Origin of the sequence: Candidatus Poriferisocius sp. (assembly GCF_965208355.1) — a bacterium.
In the GTDB taxonomy this organism is placed as follows: Bacteria; Actinomycetota; Acidimicrobiia; order Acidimicrobiales; family Bin134; genus Poriferisocius.
This window is the reverse complement of record NZ_CBDBOM010000003.1, coordinates 1,935,042-1,952,837: the sequence shown is the minus strand read 5'-3', so window position 1 is coordinate 1,952,837 and position 17,796 is coordinate 1,935,042. Positions and strand designations below refer to the sequence as shown.

Genomic DNA, 17,796 nt, shown 5'->3' with positions numbered 1-17,796 from the left:
CTGCATGCGTCCCCCAGGCTTGGTATGGTCAGGGTTAGGCCAAACCACAACCCTGTAAGTTATCCACAGGTAGGCCGTTAACACGCACAGACCATCCACAATCAGCCCACAGGAGCACCGTGTCCAGTTCGTTCACCCACCTCCACGTCCACACTGAGTACTCAATCCTCGACGGCGCCTCCCGGGTGAGCGAGTTGGTCAAGGCAGCCGCGGCCGACGGTCAGCCTGCGTTGGGAATGACCGACCACGGCAACATGTACGGGGTTGTCGACTTCTACCGGACCTGCCTTTCCGAGGGGATCAAGCCGGTCATCGGCATCGAGGCCTACATGGCCCACGAGAACCGGAGTGAGCGACCCCCGAGGCGGGGCAAGGTAGACGACAGCGGGGGCAGCACTGAGGGCGGGCAGAAGATCTATTACCACCTCACCCTGCTGGCCGAGAACAACACCGGTTACAAGAACCTCATCCAGCTCTCCAGCCGGGCCTTCCTAGAGGGGTACTACTACAAGCCCCGGCTCGACTGGGAGCTGCTGGCTGAGCACAGCGAGGGGCTGATCGCCTCCACCGGCTGTCTGGGCGGCCACGTGCTCCAGGCCTTGCTGCGCAACGACTACGACGACGCAGTGGCCAAGGCGGCCCGCCTCCAGGACATCTTCGGCAAGGACAACCTGTTCGTGGAGATCCAAGACCACGGCATCCCCGAGCAGAAGCGCACCAACCCCGAACTGCTTCGGTTGGCCAGCCAGATAAATGCCCCCCTGCTGGCCACCAACGACAGCCACTACACCCACCGCCATGATGCCGAGGCCCACGATGCCCTGCTGTGCGTGCAAACCGGCTCGCTGGTGAGCGACACCGACCGATTGAAGTTCGACGGGAGCGAGCACTACCTCAAGACGGCGGCGGAGATGCGCCATGTGTTCTCCGACCTCAGCCCGGCCTGCGACAACACGCTGTGGATCGCGGAGCGGGCCGATGTGGAGATCGAGTTCGGCAAGCCGCAGCTGCCCGACTTCCCCATCCCCGATGAGTACGACAACGCCGACGACTACCTCCAAGCCCTGACCCTGGAAGGGGCTAAAGCCCGGTGGGGCGATCCGCTGTCAGAAGAGGTGGCCGACCGGCTGGCCTTTGAGCTCAAGGTCATCTCCGACATGGGCTTCTCCTCCTATTTCCTGATCACCTGGGACCTGATCCGGTACGCCCGGGAGAGGGGCATCCGGGTGGGTCCCGGCCGGGGCAGCGCGGCCGGGTGCGCGGTGGCTTATTCCCTGCAAATAACCGATCTGGATCCCATCCGCTACGACCTGCTGTTCGAGCGCTTCCTCAACCCGTCGCGGGTGTCCATGCCCGACATCGACATGGACTTCGACTCTCGCTACCGGGACGAGATAATCCGCTACGCCACCCACAAGTACGGCGAGGACCATGTAGCCCAGATCATCACCTTCTCCACCATCAAGGCCCGGGCCGCGGTGCGCGACAGCGCTCGAGTGCTGAACTATCCCTACGCGTTGGGCGACAAGCTGGCCAAGGCCATGCCCCCGCTGGTTTTGGGACGCGACACCCCGCTATGGGCCTGCCTCGAGAAGACCGAGGAGTACGCCGACGGCTACACGGCGGCCGCCGATCTGCGGGAGATGTACGACAAAGACGAGGACGCCCGCAAGGTGGTCGACGTGGCCCGGGGCTTGGAGGGCCTGCGCCGCCAGGACAGCATTCACGCCGCCGCGGTGGTGATCACCAAAGACCCGCTCACCGAGCACCTCCCCATCCAGCGCAAGGCATCGCCGGGCCAGACCCTCGAAGAAGCCCCCATCGTCACCCAGTACGAGATGCATGCGGTGGAGGACCTGGGGCTGCTCAAGATGGACTTCCTGGGCCTGCGAAACCTCGACGTGATCGAGGACGCCGTCGGACTCATCAAGCAATCCCACGGTGTGGACGTCGATATCGACAACGTGCCGCTGGACGATACGCCTACCTATGAGCTGTTGGCCCGAGGCGACACCATTGGGGTGTTCCAGTTGGAGAGCGGCCCGATGCGCTCGCTGATCCGATCGCTCAAGCCCTCCTGCTTCGACGACGTGGCCGCCCTGGTGGCCCTCTATCGGCCCGGCCCGATGGCGGCCAACATGCACAACGACTACGCCGACCGCAAGAACGAGCGCAAGCCGGTGCAGGTGTTCCACGATGATGCCGCCGACATCCTGGGCGACACTTATGGGCTGATGATCTACCAGGAGAGCGTCATGCGGGTGGCCCAGCGATTTGCCGGCTATTCCCTGGCCGACGCCGACAACCTCCGCAAAGCCTGCGGCAAGAAGGACCGGGCGCTCATGGCCAAAGAGCGGGACACCTTTGTGGAGGGATGCGAAAAGAGCGGATACGGATCAGATCTGGGCACCCATCTCTTCGACATCATCGAGCAGTTCGCCGACTATGCCTTCACCAAGAGCCACGCTTACGGATACGGCCTCATCGCCTATCAAGGCGCCTACCTCAAAGCCTGTTATCCGGTGGAGTACATGGCCGCGCTGTTGACCAGCGTCAAGAATCGGCTGGAGAAGGCCGCCGTCTACCTGGCCGAGTGCCGCCAGATGGGCATCCAGGTGGCGCTGCCCGATGTGAACGTATCGGAATCGGACTTCGCCGCTATCAAGTCCCCCGACGGAGGGCAGGCCATCTCCTTCGGCCTGTCCGCCATCCGCCACATGGGTACGGGCACCGCGCAGATGATCCTCGACGACAGGAGAGAGAACGGCCCGTTCGCCGATTTCTACGACTTCTGCTCAAGGGTGGATCCGATGGTGCTCAACAAGGGCGTGGTCGAGGCCCTCATAAAGGCGGGCTGCTTCGACTCGTTCGGCCATCCCCGCCAGGGGCTGCTCAACGTGTCCGAAACCATCGTGCGCCGCTGCATCCAGGAGCAGCGAGAGCGCAGCCAGGGCATCATGAGCCTGTTCGGCGAAAACAGCGAGGAGAGCTTCGAGGAGCGCATCGACATCCCCGACGTCGAGTTCGACAAAGCCCGCAGGCTGGCCGCCGAAAAGGAGATGCTCGGGCTCTATGTGTCCGACCACCCCATCATGGGCATGGAGGGGGTGCTGGCCCGCAAGACCACCCATAGGATCGACCAGCTGTCCGAGGTGGAGGAGGGCACCTCGGTGAAAGTCGGCGGGGTGGTGAGCAACTTGCGCAAGCGATGGACCCGCAAGGGCGACCAGATGGCGTCATGCGACCTTGAGGACATGTACGGGACCATGGAGGTGACGCTGTTCCCCCGGGCCATGGAGGAGCACGGCCACAAGCTGGCCGACGACCTAGTGGTGGTGTTCGATGGACGCCTGGACCGACGCGACGAAGGGGCCAACCTCATCTGCTTCGGAGTGGAGCCCGTCGATCCCGATTCGGCCAACGGCTACACCCCCCTGACATTGAAGCTGGGATCCAGCGGCCTGCCTCCGGAGCGAATCGACACCCTCAAGTCGATTTTGGCCAGCCATCCCGGCAAGTCGGAGGTGGTGTTGATGCTCGGTGCCGACAAGGTGATCAAGCTGTCCTCCGATTACGGGGTGGACGCGGGCAGCGGGCTTATCGGGGAGTTGCGCGAAATGCTGGGGGAGGGCGCAGTCGCGGTGTAGCTCCGCTAGCTGGCGTTTTGCCAAGAGCGGCCATTTGCCGAAAACCCTTGCAATCCTGCGGGTTTGCGCGCCCACCGGGACGATTGATGGACTATAGGGGTGCCCACGGGCGGAAACTGTGGGGGATCAGCGAGCAAGAAGGGTGAGCAGCACATGGCAATCGACGTCGAGACCAAGGACTGCACAGCGGTTACCGACGCTGAGTTGGCCGAAATGGCCGACATGTGTGCTGACGGCCCCAACCCATACTCGGTGGGGCTGCTTTCCAAGCAGACCGAGGAGTGGGTGCTGATCTCCACTGCTCGGGAAAACGGAAAGCTCCGGGGGTTCTCCTTCTCCACTCTGGAGCGCATCGGCGGGACGCCGAGCGTGCTGGTGGGCTTGGCCTCGGTGGCCCGCACCTCCAAGCGCAGCACCGTCCTCCGCCAGCTCACCGAAGCGCAGCTCCATCGGGCGCTCATGGCCTTCCCCGACGAGGATGTGCTCTTGGGAACCCAGTTCGACAACGCCGGCGGGTTCGAGGCGTTCAAGCCCTTGGTGGATATCGTTCCCCGTCCCGGGCACAAGGCCTCCGGGGAAGAGCGGGCTTGGGGCCGCCGCCTGGCCAAGCGGTTCAGCATCAGCCCCTCCCGCTATCTCGACCGCGACTTTCGGGTGGTGGGGGACAACGGCCAGTCCTGCCTAATGGACTACGAGACCGTCAAGCCGGAGAGCATCGATCCCGACGTGGAGGCCCTGTTCGACAAGGTGGACCGCGATGGCGGCGACACCATGATCGCCTTCGGCTGGATCATGGCCGAAGACCTGCTCAAGTACGGCTGAGCAACACGACGCCCTTCCGGCGGCCGATGTGCCGCAACTATCTCCCTGATCCGCTACCTGATGGGCTGCTGACCCAGCTTCTCGACCAGGCTCGCCGGTCGCCCTCGGCCGGAAACACCCAGGCGGTGGAGTTCTGTGTGGTCACCGACCCCGAGCAGTACTGGCGCCTGACCCTCACCCCGGAGCGCCGAGCCAAGTTCCCCTGGCCCGGCCTGCTGGTCGCTCCCGTACTGGTGGTGGTGCTCACCAATCCCGAGCGCTACGTGGAGCGCTACGCCGAGCCCGACAAGGCCCACACCGGTCTGGGCGACAGCACCGACGCCTGGCCCGTGCCCTACTGGTGGGTGGACGCCGGCATGGCAGTCCAGACGCTCCTCATGGCGGCCTCTGCCGCTGATCTGGGCTCCTGCTTCTTCGGCACCTTCGAACACGAGGAAGCGGTGCTGGACGGCCTCAACATCCCCAAGTCTCATCGAATAGTCGGAGTAGTCGCCCTCGGCCATCCCGCCCCAAACCGCTCCAGCCAGTCAGCAAGACGACCTCGCCGCCCGCTAGGGGAAGTCCTCCACACCCACCCCCCTCCTCCAAACACAGAGGACGGATAACCCGGTAGGGCGGGGGGTGGCGCCGGAGGCGGACCTGGCGCACGCGAAGCACGCCAGGCCGCCGTCAGGTGACAGGACACGCCGCCCGGTTGGAGCAACAGCCCAAACACGGCACATTGCCCATATATCGTCTACCGTTCCCGCCCATGAACATGCCTGACCCCGTTGACCGCTTGGCCATCGAAGATGTCATCGTCCGCTACACCATCGCCATCGACGAGAAGGACTGGGACCTTCTCGACACGGTCTTCACCCCCGACGCCCATCTGGACTACTCCTCTTCGGCCCCCGGCGTGGACGACGCCAACGCCGACTATCCCACCGTCAAGGGCTGGCTCCAGATGGCCCTGTCCATCTTCCCCATGACCCAGCACATGGTGGGCAAGACCTACATCCGCAGTTGGGACGGCGACACCGCCCAGTGCACGACGCTGTTCCACAATCCCATGGGCATGCCCATCAACGACGACGGCAAATTCGACCCCAATGGATCCGGTCTGCACTTGTTCTACGTGGGCGGCTGGTACCACGACACCGTGTCCCGGACCCCCGACGGCTTCCGCATTGTCAAGAAGGTGGAAATCGGGGGCTACATGGACGGCGGTTTCCCCGAGGGCTTCGACATCCCCCAATAGCCCAATATCGATTCACCTGGCCGGCCCGGCTGTTCGGCGCGGTTGGGCCGCTGCATCGGGTGCTGAGGTAATCTGCCCGTCGTGCAAATCCCACTTGTGGACTACCTAGTTTTGGGCGATGAGCCCCACCTGCAAGCCAACGAATGCGCCAATTGCGGCGCCCGTTTCTTCGGCCGGCGCAACGCCTGCGCCAATTGCGGCCACCGAGATTTCAACTCCGTTCGAGTGAGCGGCACCGGCACGCTGCGCACCTTCAGCATCGTGTACCGGGCTGCCCCCACCATCCCCACGCCGTATGTCTCGGCCATCGTGTTGACCGACGACGGCACCTCGGTCCGCACCAACCTCATCAACATCGAGCCTGATCCGACCAAGATCTCGCTCGGCATGAAGGTCAAGCTCGACACCTATGTCGTGGGCACCGACGACGATGGCCAAGAGGCCGTCGCATTCGGATACGCCCCGGCATGACAAGCTGAACGCATATAGGAATCGGCAAAGCCAACAACGAGAACCAACCGAATACAGGAGGCCGACAATGGCACAAGACATCTGGGTTCTGGGAACGCACATGACGGCGTTCGGCCGCTACCCCGACGAGGATGCGGTGGACTTGGCCACCACAGCCGCTCTGGGCGCGCTCGACGACGGCGGGGTGTCTATGTCCGACATGGACCTGCTGGCCTGCGGGACCCTGTTCCAAGCCGCCGCGGGAATGGGCCAGCAGGTGCAAAAGCAGATCGGCCAGACCGGCATCCCGGTGTACAACGTGTCCAACGCCTGTGCCACCGGGGCCACCGCACTGCGCACCGTGATCATGGCTATCCGCGCCGGAGAGGCCGACATGGGCCTGGCCATCGGCGTGGAGCAGATGGGCAAGATGGGGCTGTTGGCCGGCGGCGACCGCAAAGAGAAGAACGTGTACGAGCCGTCGGGCCGCTACGGCGCGGTGATGCCCATCGACGGCATCCTGGGCACCGACACCATGCCCGGCGTGTTCGCCCAGGCCGGCATGGAGTACGCCAACGACAACGACGGCGTCGGCTTTGAGCAGTTCGCCAAGGTGGCCCAGAAGAACCACGCCCACTCCACACTGAACCCCCTGGCCCAGTATCAGAAGGAGTTCAGCCTGGAGGAGATCATGGGCTCGCCCATGCAGTCGTACCCCAACACGCTGTTGATGTGCTGCCCCACCGGCGACGGGGCCGCTGCTTGCGTGCTGGTGGGCGAGGAGCGGTTTGCCACCCTCAGCCGCGAGCAGCAGGCCCGGGCTGTGAAAATCTCCGCCTCGGTGCTGACCTCCGATCCCTACGTGGAGTCGGGTGCCATGCAGCCCGACGTGAACACCCTCACTCGCAACGCCGCCCAAGCCGCCTACGAGCAGGCCGGAGTGGGTCCCGAAGACCTCAGCCTGGTGGAGCTGCACGACTGCTTCGCCACCGCCGAGCTCATCCACTACGACAACCTGGGGCTGTGCGAGCCCGGCGGTGCCGGCGACTTCATCGACCGGGGTGCCCCGTGGCGCGACGGAGAGACCCCGGTGAACGTGTCCGGCGGCCTCATCTCCAAGGGCCATCCCATCGGCGCCACCGGCGTGGCCAACGTCTATGAGGTGACCACCCATTTGCGGGGCGAGGCCGGCGACCGCCAGATCGAGGGGGCCAACGTGGGCCTGGCCCACGTGATCGGCCTCGGTTCCAGCTGCGGCGTGCACATCCTGGAGAAGAGCGGGATCAGCTGAGCCTGATCTAACTGAATGAACCCCGAAGGGAGGCCACCATCATGAGCAGCACCTGTCGGGGGGTTGTTTTCAACGGCGACGGCACCTATCAGCTTCGCGACGACTTCCCGGTGCCCGAATCACCGCCCGGCGGTGGGGTGCTGAGGGTGGAGGCCGTGGGCATGTGCGGCAGCGACGTGGCCCAGCTCCACGGCCACCAGCACGTTCCGGGGGAGAAGTCCCCGCTAGTGCCCGGTCACGAGATCGTCGGGCGGGTTCACGCCCTGGCCGACGATGCCGACTTCGGCGTGGCAGTGGGCGACCGGGTGGCCGTGGACCTGGTTGTTCGGGCCCCGGTTACCGAGGACAACCCGTTCGGCCTGGGCCAGGTGTACGGATACACCCTGGGAATCGAAGACGAGCACGGCCTTTGGGGCGGCTACGGGGAGTACATGGGGCTGTTGCCTGGCTCCCACCTCGTCAAGCTGACCGACGACATCGATGCCGCCGAGCTGACCGTGTTCGAGCCCTTGGCCAACGTGTGCAACTGGTTGAGCCGGATGCCGGTGGGCGAGGGCGAGACCGTGGTGGTACAGGGGCCGGGACACATGGGGCTGGTGTACGCCGCGGAGGCCAAGCGCCGGGGTGCGGAGACGGTGATCGTCACCGGTACCGATGCCGACGCCCTGCGTTTGGAAGTGGCCCGCGAGGTGGGCGCCGACGTGACTGTGGACGTCACCGCCATCGACCTGGTGGCGTTTGTGGCCGAGATCACCGGAGGGGCTATGGCCGACATGGCCGTGGACCTGGCCGATACGACCGTAACCGTGCCCCTGTGCCTGGACCTGGTTCGCCAAGGGGGCAAGGTGCAGCTGGCCGGATTGAAGAACTTGGCGCCAGTGGAGTTGATTACCGACATGATCGTGCTCAAGGGCCTCACTGTCTCGGGCGGCAGCGGCTCCACCCCGAGCTCCATGAGGGAGGCGGTGGCCATCCTGAACAGTGGAGAGTTCCCCACCGAGCCGCTGTTGGGCGAAGTGTTCGGCCTCGACCAGATCGACCAGGCCATGGCCCTGCTCCAGCGCACCGCCGACCACGACGCGGTGCGGGTCGGGCTCCGCCACAGCTAGCCGTACCGCAGCGATGAGCGTCGAAATCGATCATTCCGGCAAGGTGGCGCTGGTCACCGGGTCGGGCGCGGGCATCGGCCGCGAGATCGCCCGATGGATGGGTCGAGCCGGCGCCGCGGTAGCGGTGAACGACATCCGGGCTGACACTGCTGAGGAGACTGTGGCCCTCATTGCCGAAGAGGGCGGCAACGCCAGGGCGTTCGCAGCCGATCTGCGAGACGACGCCGCCATCGAGCAACTGGTGGCCGATGCGGTGGCCTGGGGCGGGAGTCTGGACATCGCGGTGAACAACGTCGGCATGATGGCGGGACGTTCCCCCACTCGGTTTGTGGACATGGACGGGGAATTCTGGCGGGACCTCGTGGATCAGAACCTGGTGCTGACCGCGCTGTGTGGTCGGGCTCAGGCCCTGGTGATGATGGAGCAGGGGGGCGGTGTGATCATCAACGTCAGCTCGGGGGAGACCACCCGGCCATCGCCCATGATGTCGAGCTACGCCGCGGCCAAAGCGGCTATCAACCACCTGACGTGGTCGATGGCGGTGGAGCTCGGCCCCCATAACATCCGGGTCAACGCCATCGCCCCCGGCACCACCCCTACCGAATTGATTAGGGAGGCGTTTCCTCCCGAGCATTACGAAGCCATTGTGGCCGCCACGCCATTGCGTCGGGAGACCCTGCCCGAAGAATTGGGCCGCCTGTCGGTGTATCTGGCCTCCGATCTAGCCCGATGCACCACCGGCCAGTTCATCCTGGCCGACGCCGGAGCATTCTTGTCTCGAACCCGCCCGCCGAACCTGGGACAAGACGCCAGTTAGTATCCATCGCCATGGATCAAGCCCTATTGGACGAAGCCGTCGGCGAATTGCGAGCACTAGTAGCCCTCGACGGCGGCGACGTGGAGCTGGTATCGGCTGATGCCGGAACGGTGGCGTTGCGGCTCATCTTGGAAGGGGCCGAGTGTCGCGAGTGCGTCATGCCCAAAGAATTTCTCGAGCAAATCGCCCTCGACATGGTGAGCACCCGCCTCGGTGAGGTGAGCACGGTGACTATTGAGGATCCCCGCCTGTAGCGGGGATCCCCATAGTCTTACGGGTTGCTAAGAGCCCAAGGGCTGTTGGTGCCGTTGGTGAAGTTCGCCCGAACCCGCCACTCGTAGGTGTAGTAGTCGAGCAACCTCGTGATCTCGTACGAAGTCGGCGTGGGGTTCTGCGTGGTGTCAATTGCCGTGGTGTACTGGCGGCTAGAACTAGAAGACCAGGCTTCGCAGGTGATTCCCTCGGGGCCGCACGAGCGCCACTGCACCGTGTAGTTCCTGAGGGTTAGGCCAGTTCCAGGTGTCACTCCGCCCCAGTTCACCGTAGCCTCGTTGACGCCGGTTATCGGCGACGGGGTCGAGCTAAGGCCAGTCGGCGTTAACTGCGACCCTGGAGTGGCCGCACTGGACACATCGGACCACGGGCCGCTGCCAGCGGCGTTCCTGGCCTGCACTCGCACTTCGTATTCGGTGCCGGCGGTCAGGTTGGTCAGGATGTAGCAGTAGGTACACCCGTCGACTGTGGCTTGAGCCAGCGACACACTTCGTGAACTCCACCTGGTTGTATCGGTAGCCCGCCACTGGATTGTGAACCCGGTTGGGGTGATACTCGCATTTGACCAGGTGATGCTCAGAGAGCGCGGATTGGTATTGATGTCGACGGCAGCGACGCTGGCAGGAGTGAAGCTAGCCCCAGGGGTAGCCGCCGCAGATGCATCAGACCAGGCCCCTTGACCGTTTCGGTTGCTGGCGCGCACTCTGACCTCGTAGGCGGTACCTGCGGTCAGGCCGGTCAACGTGTAGGTGTAGGTCGGAGCATTGCTGGTGTCGAGCCCAGACGTGGTCAATCCCAGAGTTCGAGATGAGCCCCAATTGGTGGCGCCTTCGACCCGGGATTGAACAACGAAGCCGGTCACGGGCAAGGGGTCGTTGTCGGCGTCGACGCCCCAGGTATCCCGAGCCCACGACACGGTCAGCGCAGTCGGGTTGGCAAGGGTCTCAGCGGCGTTCACGCTGGTGGGGGCGAAGCTGCTGCCCGGCGTTTCCGTGCTGTCAGTGGTTGTTGTTGACCACGGGCCATAGCCGTAGGAATTCCTGACCTGCACCTGCACTTCGTACTCGGTGCCGCCGGTGAGACCGGCCAGTGTGTAGCAGTAGTTGGTGCAAGCGGCGTCGCCATCGCCAGCCTGGGTCAGAGATAGGTTGGAAGAGGTTCTCCAATTAGTGGTTCCAGTGGCGCGCCACCGGACTCGGAAACCGTTTGGTGCTGGCCTGTTGGCCTGCGCCGCAGCCTCCGAACTCCAGGTGAGGTCGAGGCTCCTCGGGTTTCCGGTGACCTCATCTGCATTGACGTCCGTTGGGGCGGCCACGGTGCCGGGGACCATCGAGACGGTCGGCGACCAGGAGCTGGGCACATCGTTGGTGTTCACCGTCCGAATCCGCACGTAGTACGTCCCGTTGATCACCAACGAGCCGCCATTGAAGCCGGTGATGCTGTGGCTGGCCGTTGTGCTGGTAGTGCTGTCGCAGGGAGAACTACCGCTACAGGAGAAGCCGCTGCTGGAGCTCACTTGGATGAAGTAGTGCCTCACTCCGGGCAGACTGGTGACAGCGTCCCAGGTCACATCGATTGTGGTGACTCCCGGGCTCCAGTTGATGTTGGTGGGAGGCTCTGACTGGCCCAAAGTGATTGAAGCCGCCCTTGTCCATCCACTGCCTACTGTGCTGTTCACTGCCTGGACCCGCACTTGGTACACCTCGTAATTGAGGCCGCTGATCGTTTCCGTTAGGTCTGCGGAACCGATGTCGCCCGAATCTGGTACCCGTTCCTGGCGGGCGATGGCCGACCAGGGGTCGCAGCTGCTGCCGGTGGCGCCGCAAGCCCGCCATTGCACGAGGTAATGAGTGGGAGCCGGGTCGCTACCAGGAACGACGGCTGGCGCGTCCCATGTCACCGTGATGTCTTTGCCCGTTGCACCCGCAGCTATCAGCTCCACGTTGGTGGGCAGACCGGGATCTTGCAGCGTGCTGGCCAAACTGAGCTGTTCGGTAAGCGACCAGGTGCCGGGTCCGGATCCGGCCGGAATGCCCTGAATCCTCATGTAGTAGGTGCGGTTGTTGGTCAGACCGGCAATGGTGCAGGCGAAGTTGTCGCCACTCGCCGGGCTGCTGGTGCAACCGTCGGGGAGGTTGCTGACGTCAATACGCAATTGCTGGTTGGTTGACCAACTGCTGGGACTGGTGCTCCACTGCAAGTGGTAGTAGGCGGGAACCAATGAACTGCCCAGCGGTGCATTCCATGTGGCTGTAATTTCTCCGAACTCGCCGCTGACCAGCGCGGCGACATCGGTGTCGACCCGGGGATCGTCAGATGCCCAGATGGGCGGTCCGGCCAGCCCTGGGGTGATCTGGGGGGTGGTGCGGGAGTTGCCAGAGGGGGTGTAGCGATCATTGGTGCCCCGTACCGCCTGGATGCGCACGTAATAGGTCTCAAAGTTTGTCAAGCCGGTGATCGTGCATTCGAAGTCAGCGTTCGTGTCTGCTGAGGTGCTGCACGGGGCTGTCGGGCTGGCGGCCACCACGATTATCCGCTGGCTGGGCGAGAAGTTTGCGTTGGTGCTCCATTCCACGTGGTACCGGAACACGCTGGTGCGATCGGCCAGCGGATCGCTCCACTTCACGATGATCTGGCTGGTTCCGGTCTCCAGCAGAATGTTCTGCGGTGCCGCCACATGGTAGCTGGCCACAATTGGTGCAGTTGGCAGGGTGGGCGCGGTGATACCGGTGCCACCGGGGCCACCGCCGGACTGACCATTGTCCTCGGATTCGTCGTCTTCTTCGTCGTCACCGGTGCCCGGTCGGCCGGGGATGCCGGTTCCGTCGCGGTGGGGGGCGCACTCGTCTGACGCCTCTGCTTCGGGGTTGCCGAATGTCGCCGGAACCCGACGGCACTCGATGGAGAAGAAAACCTCGTAGAGGCCGTCCTGCTCGACTGCGAGGCGGTCAAAAGCCTTCTGGCGGGCAACGGTAGCTCGGCGCGTGGTGGGAAGCGAGCAGATATCGGCCACGCCATCGTTGTCGGAATCAAATGGGTAGGTGATTGGGCCGCCGAAGCTGAAGTTCAGACAGAAAGAGGGGCCTGTGATGACCGGTCCGGAGAAGAAGAAGGGGTTGGTCGTCTCCACCACGAAACGGGGACGGGGCACGGGCGGAATCGGCCTTCCGGTGGCCCGAGCCAGACGGGGGGCGGCGCATTCGTCGCGAGGCTCATGAACGGGCTCGCCGTACGACTGGTCGACCCTAAGGCATTCATCGGCCCACAGTTGGCCGAAATAGAGAGGAAATTCACTGGCGAGCTGCTCCAACGCATTCTGACGGGCCGCGGTGGCGCGACGGGTTGTATTGAGTGAGCAGATGTCGGCCACACCGTCGCCATTGGAGTCAAAGGGATAGGTAACTGGGCCGCCGAGGCTAAGCCTCAAACAGAAATCTTCATCGATGACACGGGGTGTGCCCTGCTGCACATTGCCGGTTTGGGCTGACGCGTACGCGGTGATGCTGGCCACGAGCCCCATGACGGCAAGAGCTACTCCGCCCAACTGCAATGCCCGCCTCGGTTTGCTAGTGCCGTTGGACATACTGCCCTCCATCTCGCGGTCCGCGCGACATTCCGTTCGCGGCCCCGTAGCTTATCCCAGGCTGGGGTGCATCTGGTGAACCCCTAACCCTATACAGCGTATTCTCGCTACAACCGGGTTAGCAGGTCGTCCTTGCTGTCGGCGGGGGCTTCGCAGGTGTAGTTCCGGCAAACGTAGGCCAGTCCATCGGTGCGGTTCTCCCACAGCGGCGAGTCGTAGGGCTCTCCCCAGGCCAGCACGGTGTTGGGCCGGTATTGCTCTCGTACCGCGTCCACCAAATCGGGGCGGTCGCCGCCTATCACCACCTCGGTGAGCCCGGTGGCGTTCATGTCCACTGCTTCGAGCAGGTGGCCGAAGCCGCTGGGGTGGTTGGCGGCTACCTCGCCCAGCAGGGCCAAGATGTCTTGGGCTCGCTCGAGATAGTGGTTTTGCCCGGTTAGGGTGCCCAGGCGCAGCAAGGCCAACGCGGCGGCGCTGTTGGCCGAGGGCACCGCGTTGTCGGTGATCTCTTTGGGCCGACAGATCAGCTCTTCGGCGTCCGATCCGGTGGTGAATACCCCGCCTCGCTCGTGGTCCCAGAACAGCTCTAGCAGTCCGTCGGCCGTTTGGACGGCCTCGTCGATCCAGCGGGCCTGGCCGGAAGCCTCGCCTAGGCGGGTGAAAGCGTCGGCCACCGCGGCGTAGTCAGCGGCATAGGCCAGGTGGCGGGCCTGAGCCGGGCGATCACCGTCGCCTGCCTGCCAGGAGCGCAGCCAGCGGCCGTCGGGGCGGCGCAATCGGTCGAGCAGGAACCCGCCGTTCTTGATGGCGGCCTCCATCCACTGCTGGTTGCCGGTGGCTGCGGCAGCCTCGCCCAATGTGGCCAGCATGAGGCCGTTCCATTCCAGCAGGACCTTGTCGTCCAAACCCGGCGGAATTCGCAGGTTGCGGGCCGACAGCAGCCGCTCTCGGCTCAGCTCCACGCTGGCCGGGCGCAGCAAGTCGCCCCGCACCGGGCGCCACAAGATGTTGTGGCCCTCGAAGTTGCCGGCCTCAGTCACCCCGTACCAGGTCATGAACTCGGTGGCGTCGTCGCCCAGCACCGAGGTGATCTGATCGGGGGTCCATACGTAGAACCGGCCCTCCTCGCCCTCAGAGTCGGCGTCGAGGGCCGAGTAGAAGCCGCCGCTGTCGTGGCGCAGGTCGCGCAGCACGAAACCAATGGTCTCGTCCAGCACTTGGCGGAAGCGGGGGCGGCCCGTTTCCTGCCAGGCGTGCAGGTACAGCCGGGCGAACAGGGCGTTGTCGTACAGCATCTTCTCGAAGTGGGGCACGATCCACTGGGCGTCCACCGAGTAGCGGCTGAAACCGCCGCCCAGGTGGTCGTAGATCCCCCCCGAGGCCATGGCGTCCAGCGAGTTGATGACCATGTTGAGCACGTCTTGGTCGCCACTGTGGAGGTAGGAGCGCAACAGCACCTCCTGGCTCATGGTCTGGGGGAACTTGGGAGCGCCTCCGAAGCCGCCCCAGGCGGCGTCGTACTGCTGACGGAGGGCCGCGGTGGCCTGGTTGAGGGCCTCCGAGCCGGTTCCGGCCGCGACTCGCTGGGGGTCGGGCTGGATCAACGCGGTGCGGTTCAGCGACTGGGTGAGCTGGTCGGCCTGGTTGTTTACGTCATCGCGGCGATTGACCCACACATCTTGGATCCGGTGCATGATCTCGGTGAACGACGGCATCTGCCCCCGGCTTTCCCGCGGGTAGTAGGTGCCGCCGTGGAACGGAAGGCCGTCGGGGGTCATGAACACAGTCATGGGCCAGCCGCCCCGGCCGGTGAGGGCCTGGACGGCCTCCATGTAGATGGTGTCCACGTCGGGGCGCTCTTCGCGGTCCACCTTGACGTTCACGAACAGCTCGTTCATCACCTTGGCCGTCTCGGGGTCTTCGAACGACTCGTGGGCCATGACGTGGCACCAGTGGCAGGCCGAATAGCCCACCGACAACAAGATGGGCTTGTCGTCGGCTCGGGCCGCGGCGAAGGCCTCCTGGCCCCACGGGTACCAGTCCACCGGGTTGTCGGCGTGCTGGCGCAGGTAGGGGCTGGTCTCGGCCCCGAGTCGGTTCATGGCCCTGACACTAACGAACTCAGGCACTAACCAACTCAGGCCATCGGCAAGACTTGGCGCGATGATTCGGCTGTGGATTCATGGAGCCCGGCCTCGGACGCTGGCTGCCGCGGTGGTGCCGGTGGCGGTGGGCACCGCCGCGGCTGCTCCCGGCGTGGTGTGGTGGCGGGCGTCGGCCGCGCTGGTGGTGGCTATGGCCCTCCAGGTGGGCGTGAACTACGCCAACGACTACTCCGACGGGATTCGGGGCACCGACGCTGAGCGCAAGGGCCCGGCCCGGCTGGTGGGCAGCGGCGCGGTGGCGCCCGCGGCGGTGAGCCGGGCCGCGTTGTGGGCCTTCGCGGTGGCGGCCGCGGCCGGCTTGGCCCTGGCGGTGGCGGTGGCTCTGTGGCTGGTGGCGGTGGGGGTGGCCTGCATCGTTGCCGCCTGGTACTACACCGGGGGGCGGCGGCCCTACGGCTACGCCGGGTTCGGCGAGGTCTTCGTGTTCGTGTTCTTCGGCCTGGTGGCCACCACGGGCACCGCCTATGTGCAGACCGAGGAGCTCACCTGGGTGGCCGTGGTGGCGGCGGTGCCGGTCGGGTTGCTGGCCTCCGCGCTGTTGGTGGCCAACAACCAGCGGGACATCGATCAAGACCGGGCCGCGGGAAAGAGGACTCTGGCCGTGCGGTTGGGCGCTCGGTGGTCGGGCTGGCTCTATGCCGTGCTGGTGGCTGCCGCTTTTGCGGCGGGATCGACGCTATCGGTGGCCCGTCCCTGGGCGCCGATGACGCTGGCCGCGCTGGCCTTCGCGGTGCCCGCTGCCGGTCTCTCCCTTTCGGACAAGGACAAAGCGCCCCTGCTCAACATGACCGCCCGCCTCCACTTGGTATTTGGCGTTTTGTTGACCATTGGGCTGGCGGTCTCGGCTTAGCCCTTCCAATAGGGGGCCCGCAGGGCCTGTTTGTTGATCTTGCCCATGGCGGAGCGGCCCAATTGCTCTTCGCTGATGAACTCAACTGTTCTTGGGCACTTGTAGTGGGCGATCCGGTCGCGGCAAAAGGCGACGATCTCAGCCTCGGTGGGCGGATTGGCCTGGTCGGCGGGCACAACCAGGGCTTTGAGCTGCTCGCCCATCTCCTCGTCGGGCACTCCGATGCAGGCCGCGTCGGCAATGCCGGGATGCTCGGCCAGCACCTGCTCGGTCTCGGCGGGGTAGATGTTCACCCCGCCCGAAACCACCATGTCGGAAAATCGGTCGGTCAGATACAAGAACCCGTCGGTGTCGGTGTAGCCGATCTCGCCCAGGGTGAACACCCCCGGTCGCAGGTGGGCGGCCGCCGTCTTCTCCGGGTCATTGCGATAGCTGATTCCCCGGCCGCTGGTGTCGGTGAAGTATACCCGCCCCTCCTGGCCCGGCGGTAGCTCGTTGCCGTCCTCGTCCACGATGAGCACCTCGAAAGGGGGAACCGGGCGCCCCACCGAGCCAGGATGGGCCAGCCAGTCCTCAGAGTTGATGTGGCACGATCCGCCCACCTCGGTGGAGCCGTACCCCTCCGAGACGATGGGTCCGAGCCAGTCGATGATGGCCCGCTTGACCGACACCGGGCAGGGCGCGCCGCTGTGGGTCACCGACACCAGGCTGTCGGTGCGGTACTTCTGCCTTGCCTCGGCGGGCAGGGCCAGCAGCCGGGTGAAGTGGGTGGGCACCATGAACACGGCGTTGACTTGGTAGCGGTCGATGGCCGCCAGGGTGGCCTCGGCGTCGAACCGGCCCATCACCACCACTGGGGCGCCGCCCATAAGGTTTCTGGTGGCCGAGAACGGTCCGGCGTGGTACATCGGCCCCACCACCAGATGGGTGCCGATGGCCGCGTTGGGGGTGGCGCAGGTGGCGAAGTACTCCTCCACCGTTCGCCCGCCTCGGAACAGGGCCGGAGGGGCGTCCACCCCCTTGGGCCGGCCGGTGGTGCCCGAGGTGTAGAACAAGTGGGGGACTGGCGGGATATCGGTGGGCGGGGGCTCATCCGGGGAAGTGGCCAGGCCGTGCTCCCAGGAGTCCACCTCGGGGTGGTCGGCGCATCGCCAGCCCATCACTGCGATGGGTGGTGCGCCGGGAATACCGGCCACCGATTGGGCGGCCTGCACGCCCCGCTCTGCCGTCTCTGGTCCCACCAGCAGCAGAGCCGAGGCCGAGTCCTCCAGGATGTAGGCCAGTTCGTCGGGGGTGAGGTGGAAGTTCACAGGCACGGCCGAGACCCCGGCCAGCGCGACAGCCACATAGGCCACCACCGTCTCGGCTGAATTCTCGGCGAACACCGCCAATCTCCGCTCCGGGCCCAGGTCGAGGCTGTGGAGCAGGTTGGCTGCCCGGTTCATCATCCGGTCGAGCTCGGCCCAGCCCAGGGTGGTCCGCTGGTCGGTCAGCGCCATCTGGTCGGGGTCGTCGGTGGGGATGTGCTGAGCCAGCAGGGACATGGGAG

The 17,796-nt window shown here is 65.1% G+C and carries 13 protein-coding genes; 10 read left to right on the top strand and 3 right to left on the bottom strand.

Annotated features, from left to right (window positions below; translation table 11 throughout):
• Positions 1-119 precede the first annotated feature (119 nt).
• The 9 genes from dnaE (at position 120) to ACOGXH_RS10275 (ending at position 9,630) form a co-directional block, all read left to right on the top strand.
• Complete coding sequence (gene dnaE, locus ACOGXH_RS10315; RefSeq protein WP_419929019.1) at positions 120-3,647, top strand: DNA polymerase III subunit alpha; 3,528 nt, start codon at positions 120-122, stop codon at positions 3,645-3,647.
• A 153-nt stretch (positions 3,648-3,800) separates the two neighbouring features.
• The gene (locus tag ACOGXH_RS10310; RefSeq protein ID WP_419929018.1) at positions 3,801-4,469 is read left to right on the top strand and encodes a hypothetical protein; all 669 of its coding nucleotides are present in this window, start codon (positions 3,801-3,803) and stop codon (positions 4,467-4,469) included.
• Positions 4,470-4,495: 26 nt separating this feature from the next.
• Complete coding sequence (locus ACOGXH_RS10305) at positions 4,496-5,074, top strand: nitroreductase family protein (protein WP_419929017.1); 579 nt, start codon at positions 4,496-4,498, stop codon at positions 5,072-5,074.
• Positions 5,075-5,220: 146 nt separating this feature from the next.
• Entirely contained in the window at positions 5,221-5,709 is a 489-nt protein-coding gene (locus ACOGXH_RS10300) for a nuclear transport factor 2 family protein (RefSeq protein WP_419929016.1), read from the top strand.
• A gap of 81 nt (positions 5,710-5,790) precedes the next feature.
• Complete coding sequence (locus tag ACOGXH_RS10295) at positions 5,791-6,180, top strand: Zn-ribbon domain-containing OB-fold protein (RefSeq protein WP_419929015.1); 390 nt, start codon at positions 5,791-5,793, stop codon at positions 6,178-6,180.
• Between the two features lie 67 nt (positions 6,181-6,247).
• Positions 6,248-7,450, top strand: coding sequence for a thiolase family protein (locus tag ACOGXH_RS10290; protein WP_419929014.1), 1,203 nt, complete (start codon positions 6,248-6,250; stop codon positions 7,448-7,450).
• A 41-nt stretch (positions 7,451-7,491) separates the two neighbouring features.
• On the top strand, positions 7,492-8,559 hold the full coding sequence (locus ACOGXH_RS10285; protein WP_419929013.1) for a zinc-dependent alcohol dehydrogenase: 1,068 nt from the start codon (positions 7,492-7,494) through the stop codon (positions 8,557-8,559).
• Between the two features lie 13 nt (positions 8,560-8,572).
• A complete protein-coding gene (locus ACOGXH_RS10280; protein WP_419929012.1) occupies positions 8,573-9,376 on the top strand; it encodes an SDR family NAD(P)-dependent oxidoreductase in 804 nt (267 codons plus the stop codon).
• 11 nt (positions 9,377-9,387) lie between these two features.
• Complete coding sequence (locus tag ACOGXH_RS10275; protein ID WP_419929011.1) at positions 9,388-9,630, top strand: NifU family protein; 243 nt, start codon at positions 9,388-9,390, stop codon at positions 9,628-9,630.
• 17 nt (positions 9,631-9,647) lie between these two features.
• Here the strand turns inward: ACOGXH_RS10275 and ACOGXH_RS10270 are convergent, their stop codons facing one another.
• Complete coding sequence (locus tag ACOGXH_RS10270; RefSeq protein WP_419929010.1) at positions 9,648-13,169, bottom strand: fibronectin type III domain-containing protein; 3,522 nt, start codon at positions 13,167-13,169, stop codon at positions 9,648-9,650.
• A 170-nt stretch (positions 13,170-13,339) separates the two neighbouring features.
• On the bottom strand, positions 13,340-15,334 hold the full coding sequence (locus tag ACOGXH_RS10265) for a thioredoxin domain-containing protein (protein WP_419929009.1): 1,995 nt from the start codon (positions 15,332-15,334) through the stop codon (positions 13,340-13,342).
• Between the two features lie 61 nt (positions 15,335-15,395).
• On the opposite strand from ACOGXH_RS10265, the gene ACOGXH_RS10260 reads away from it, so the two are divergent.
• Complete coding sequence (locus tag ACOGXH_RS10260) at positions 15,396-16,247, top strand: 1,4-dihydroxy-2-naphthoate polyprenyltransferase (protein WP_419929008.1); 852 nt, start codon at positions 15,396-15,398, stop codon at positions 16,245-16,247.
• Here the strand turns inward: ACOGXH_RS10260 and ACOGXH_RS10255 are convergent.
• Complete coding sequence (locus ACOGXH_RS10255) at positions 16,244-17,791, bottom strand: AMP-binding protein (RefSeq protein ID WP_419929007.1); 1,548 nt, start codon at positions 17,789-17,791, stop codon at positions 16,244-16,246. The genes ACOGXH_RS10260 and ACOGXH_RS10255 overlap by 4 nt on opposite strands.
• Between the last annotated feature and the right edge of the window lie 5 nt (positions 17,792-17,796).

What these genes read in the sequence shown, in the direction of transcription:
- ACOGXH_RS10310 (WP_419929018.1), top strand. Translation starts at nt 3,801, where the DNA reads ATGGCAATCGACGTCGAGACCAAGGACTGCACAGCGGTTACCGACGCT.
- ACOGXH_RS10305 (WP_419929017.1), top strand. Translation starts at nt 4,496, where the DNA reads ATGTGCCGCAACTATCTCCCTGATCCGCTACCTGATGGGCTGCTGACC.
- ACOGXH_RS10300 (WP_419929016.1), top strand. Translation starts at nt 5,221, where the DNA reads ATGAACATGCCTGACCCCGTTGACCGCTTGGCCATCGAAGATGTCATC.
- ACOGXH_RS10290 (WP_419929014.1), top strand. Translation starts at nt 6,248, where the DNA reads ATGGCACAAGACATCTGGGTTCTGGGAACGCACATGACGGCGTTCGGC.
- ACOGXH_RS10285 (WP_419929013.1), top strand. Translation starts at nt 7,492, where the DNA reads ATGAGCAGCACCTGTCGGGGGGTTGTTTTCAACGGCGACGGCACCTAT.
- ACOGXH_RS10280 (WP_419929012.1), top strand. Translation starts at nt 8,573, where the DNA reads ATGAGCGTCGAAATCGATCATTCCGGCAAGGTGGCGCTGGTCACCGGG.
- ACOGXH_RS10275 (WP_419929011.1), top strand. Translation starts at nt 9,388, where the DNA reads ATGGATCAAGCCCTATTGGACGAAGCCGTCGGCGAATTGCGAGCACTA.
- ACOGXH_RS10270 (WP_419929010.1), bottom strand. Translation starts at nt 13,169, where the DNA reads ATGGGGCTCGTGGCCAGCATCACCGCGTACGCGTCAGCCCAAACCGGC.
- ACOGXH_RS10265 (WP_419929009.1), bottom strand. Translation starts at nt 15,334, where the DNA reads ATGAACCGACTCGGGGCCGAGACCAGCCCCTACCTGCGCCAGCACGCC.
- ACOGXH_RS10260 (WP_419929008.1), top strand. Translation starts at nt 15,396, where the DNA reads ATGATTCGGCTGTGGATTCATGGAGCCCGGCCTCGGACGCTGGCTGCC.
- ACOGXH_RS10255 (WP_419929007.1), bottom strand. Translation starts at nt 17,791, where the DNA reads ATGTCCCTGCTGGCTCAGCACATCCCCACCGACGACCCCGACCAGATG.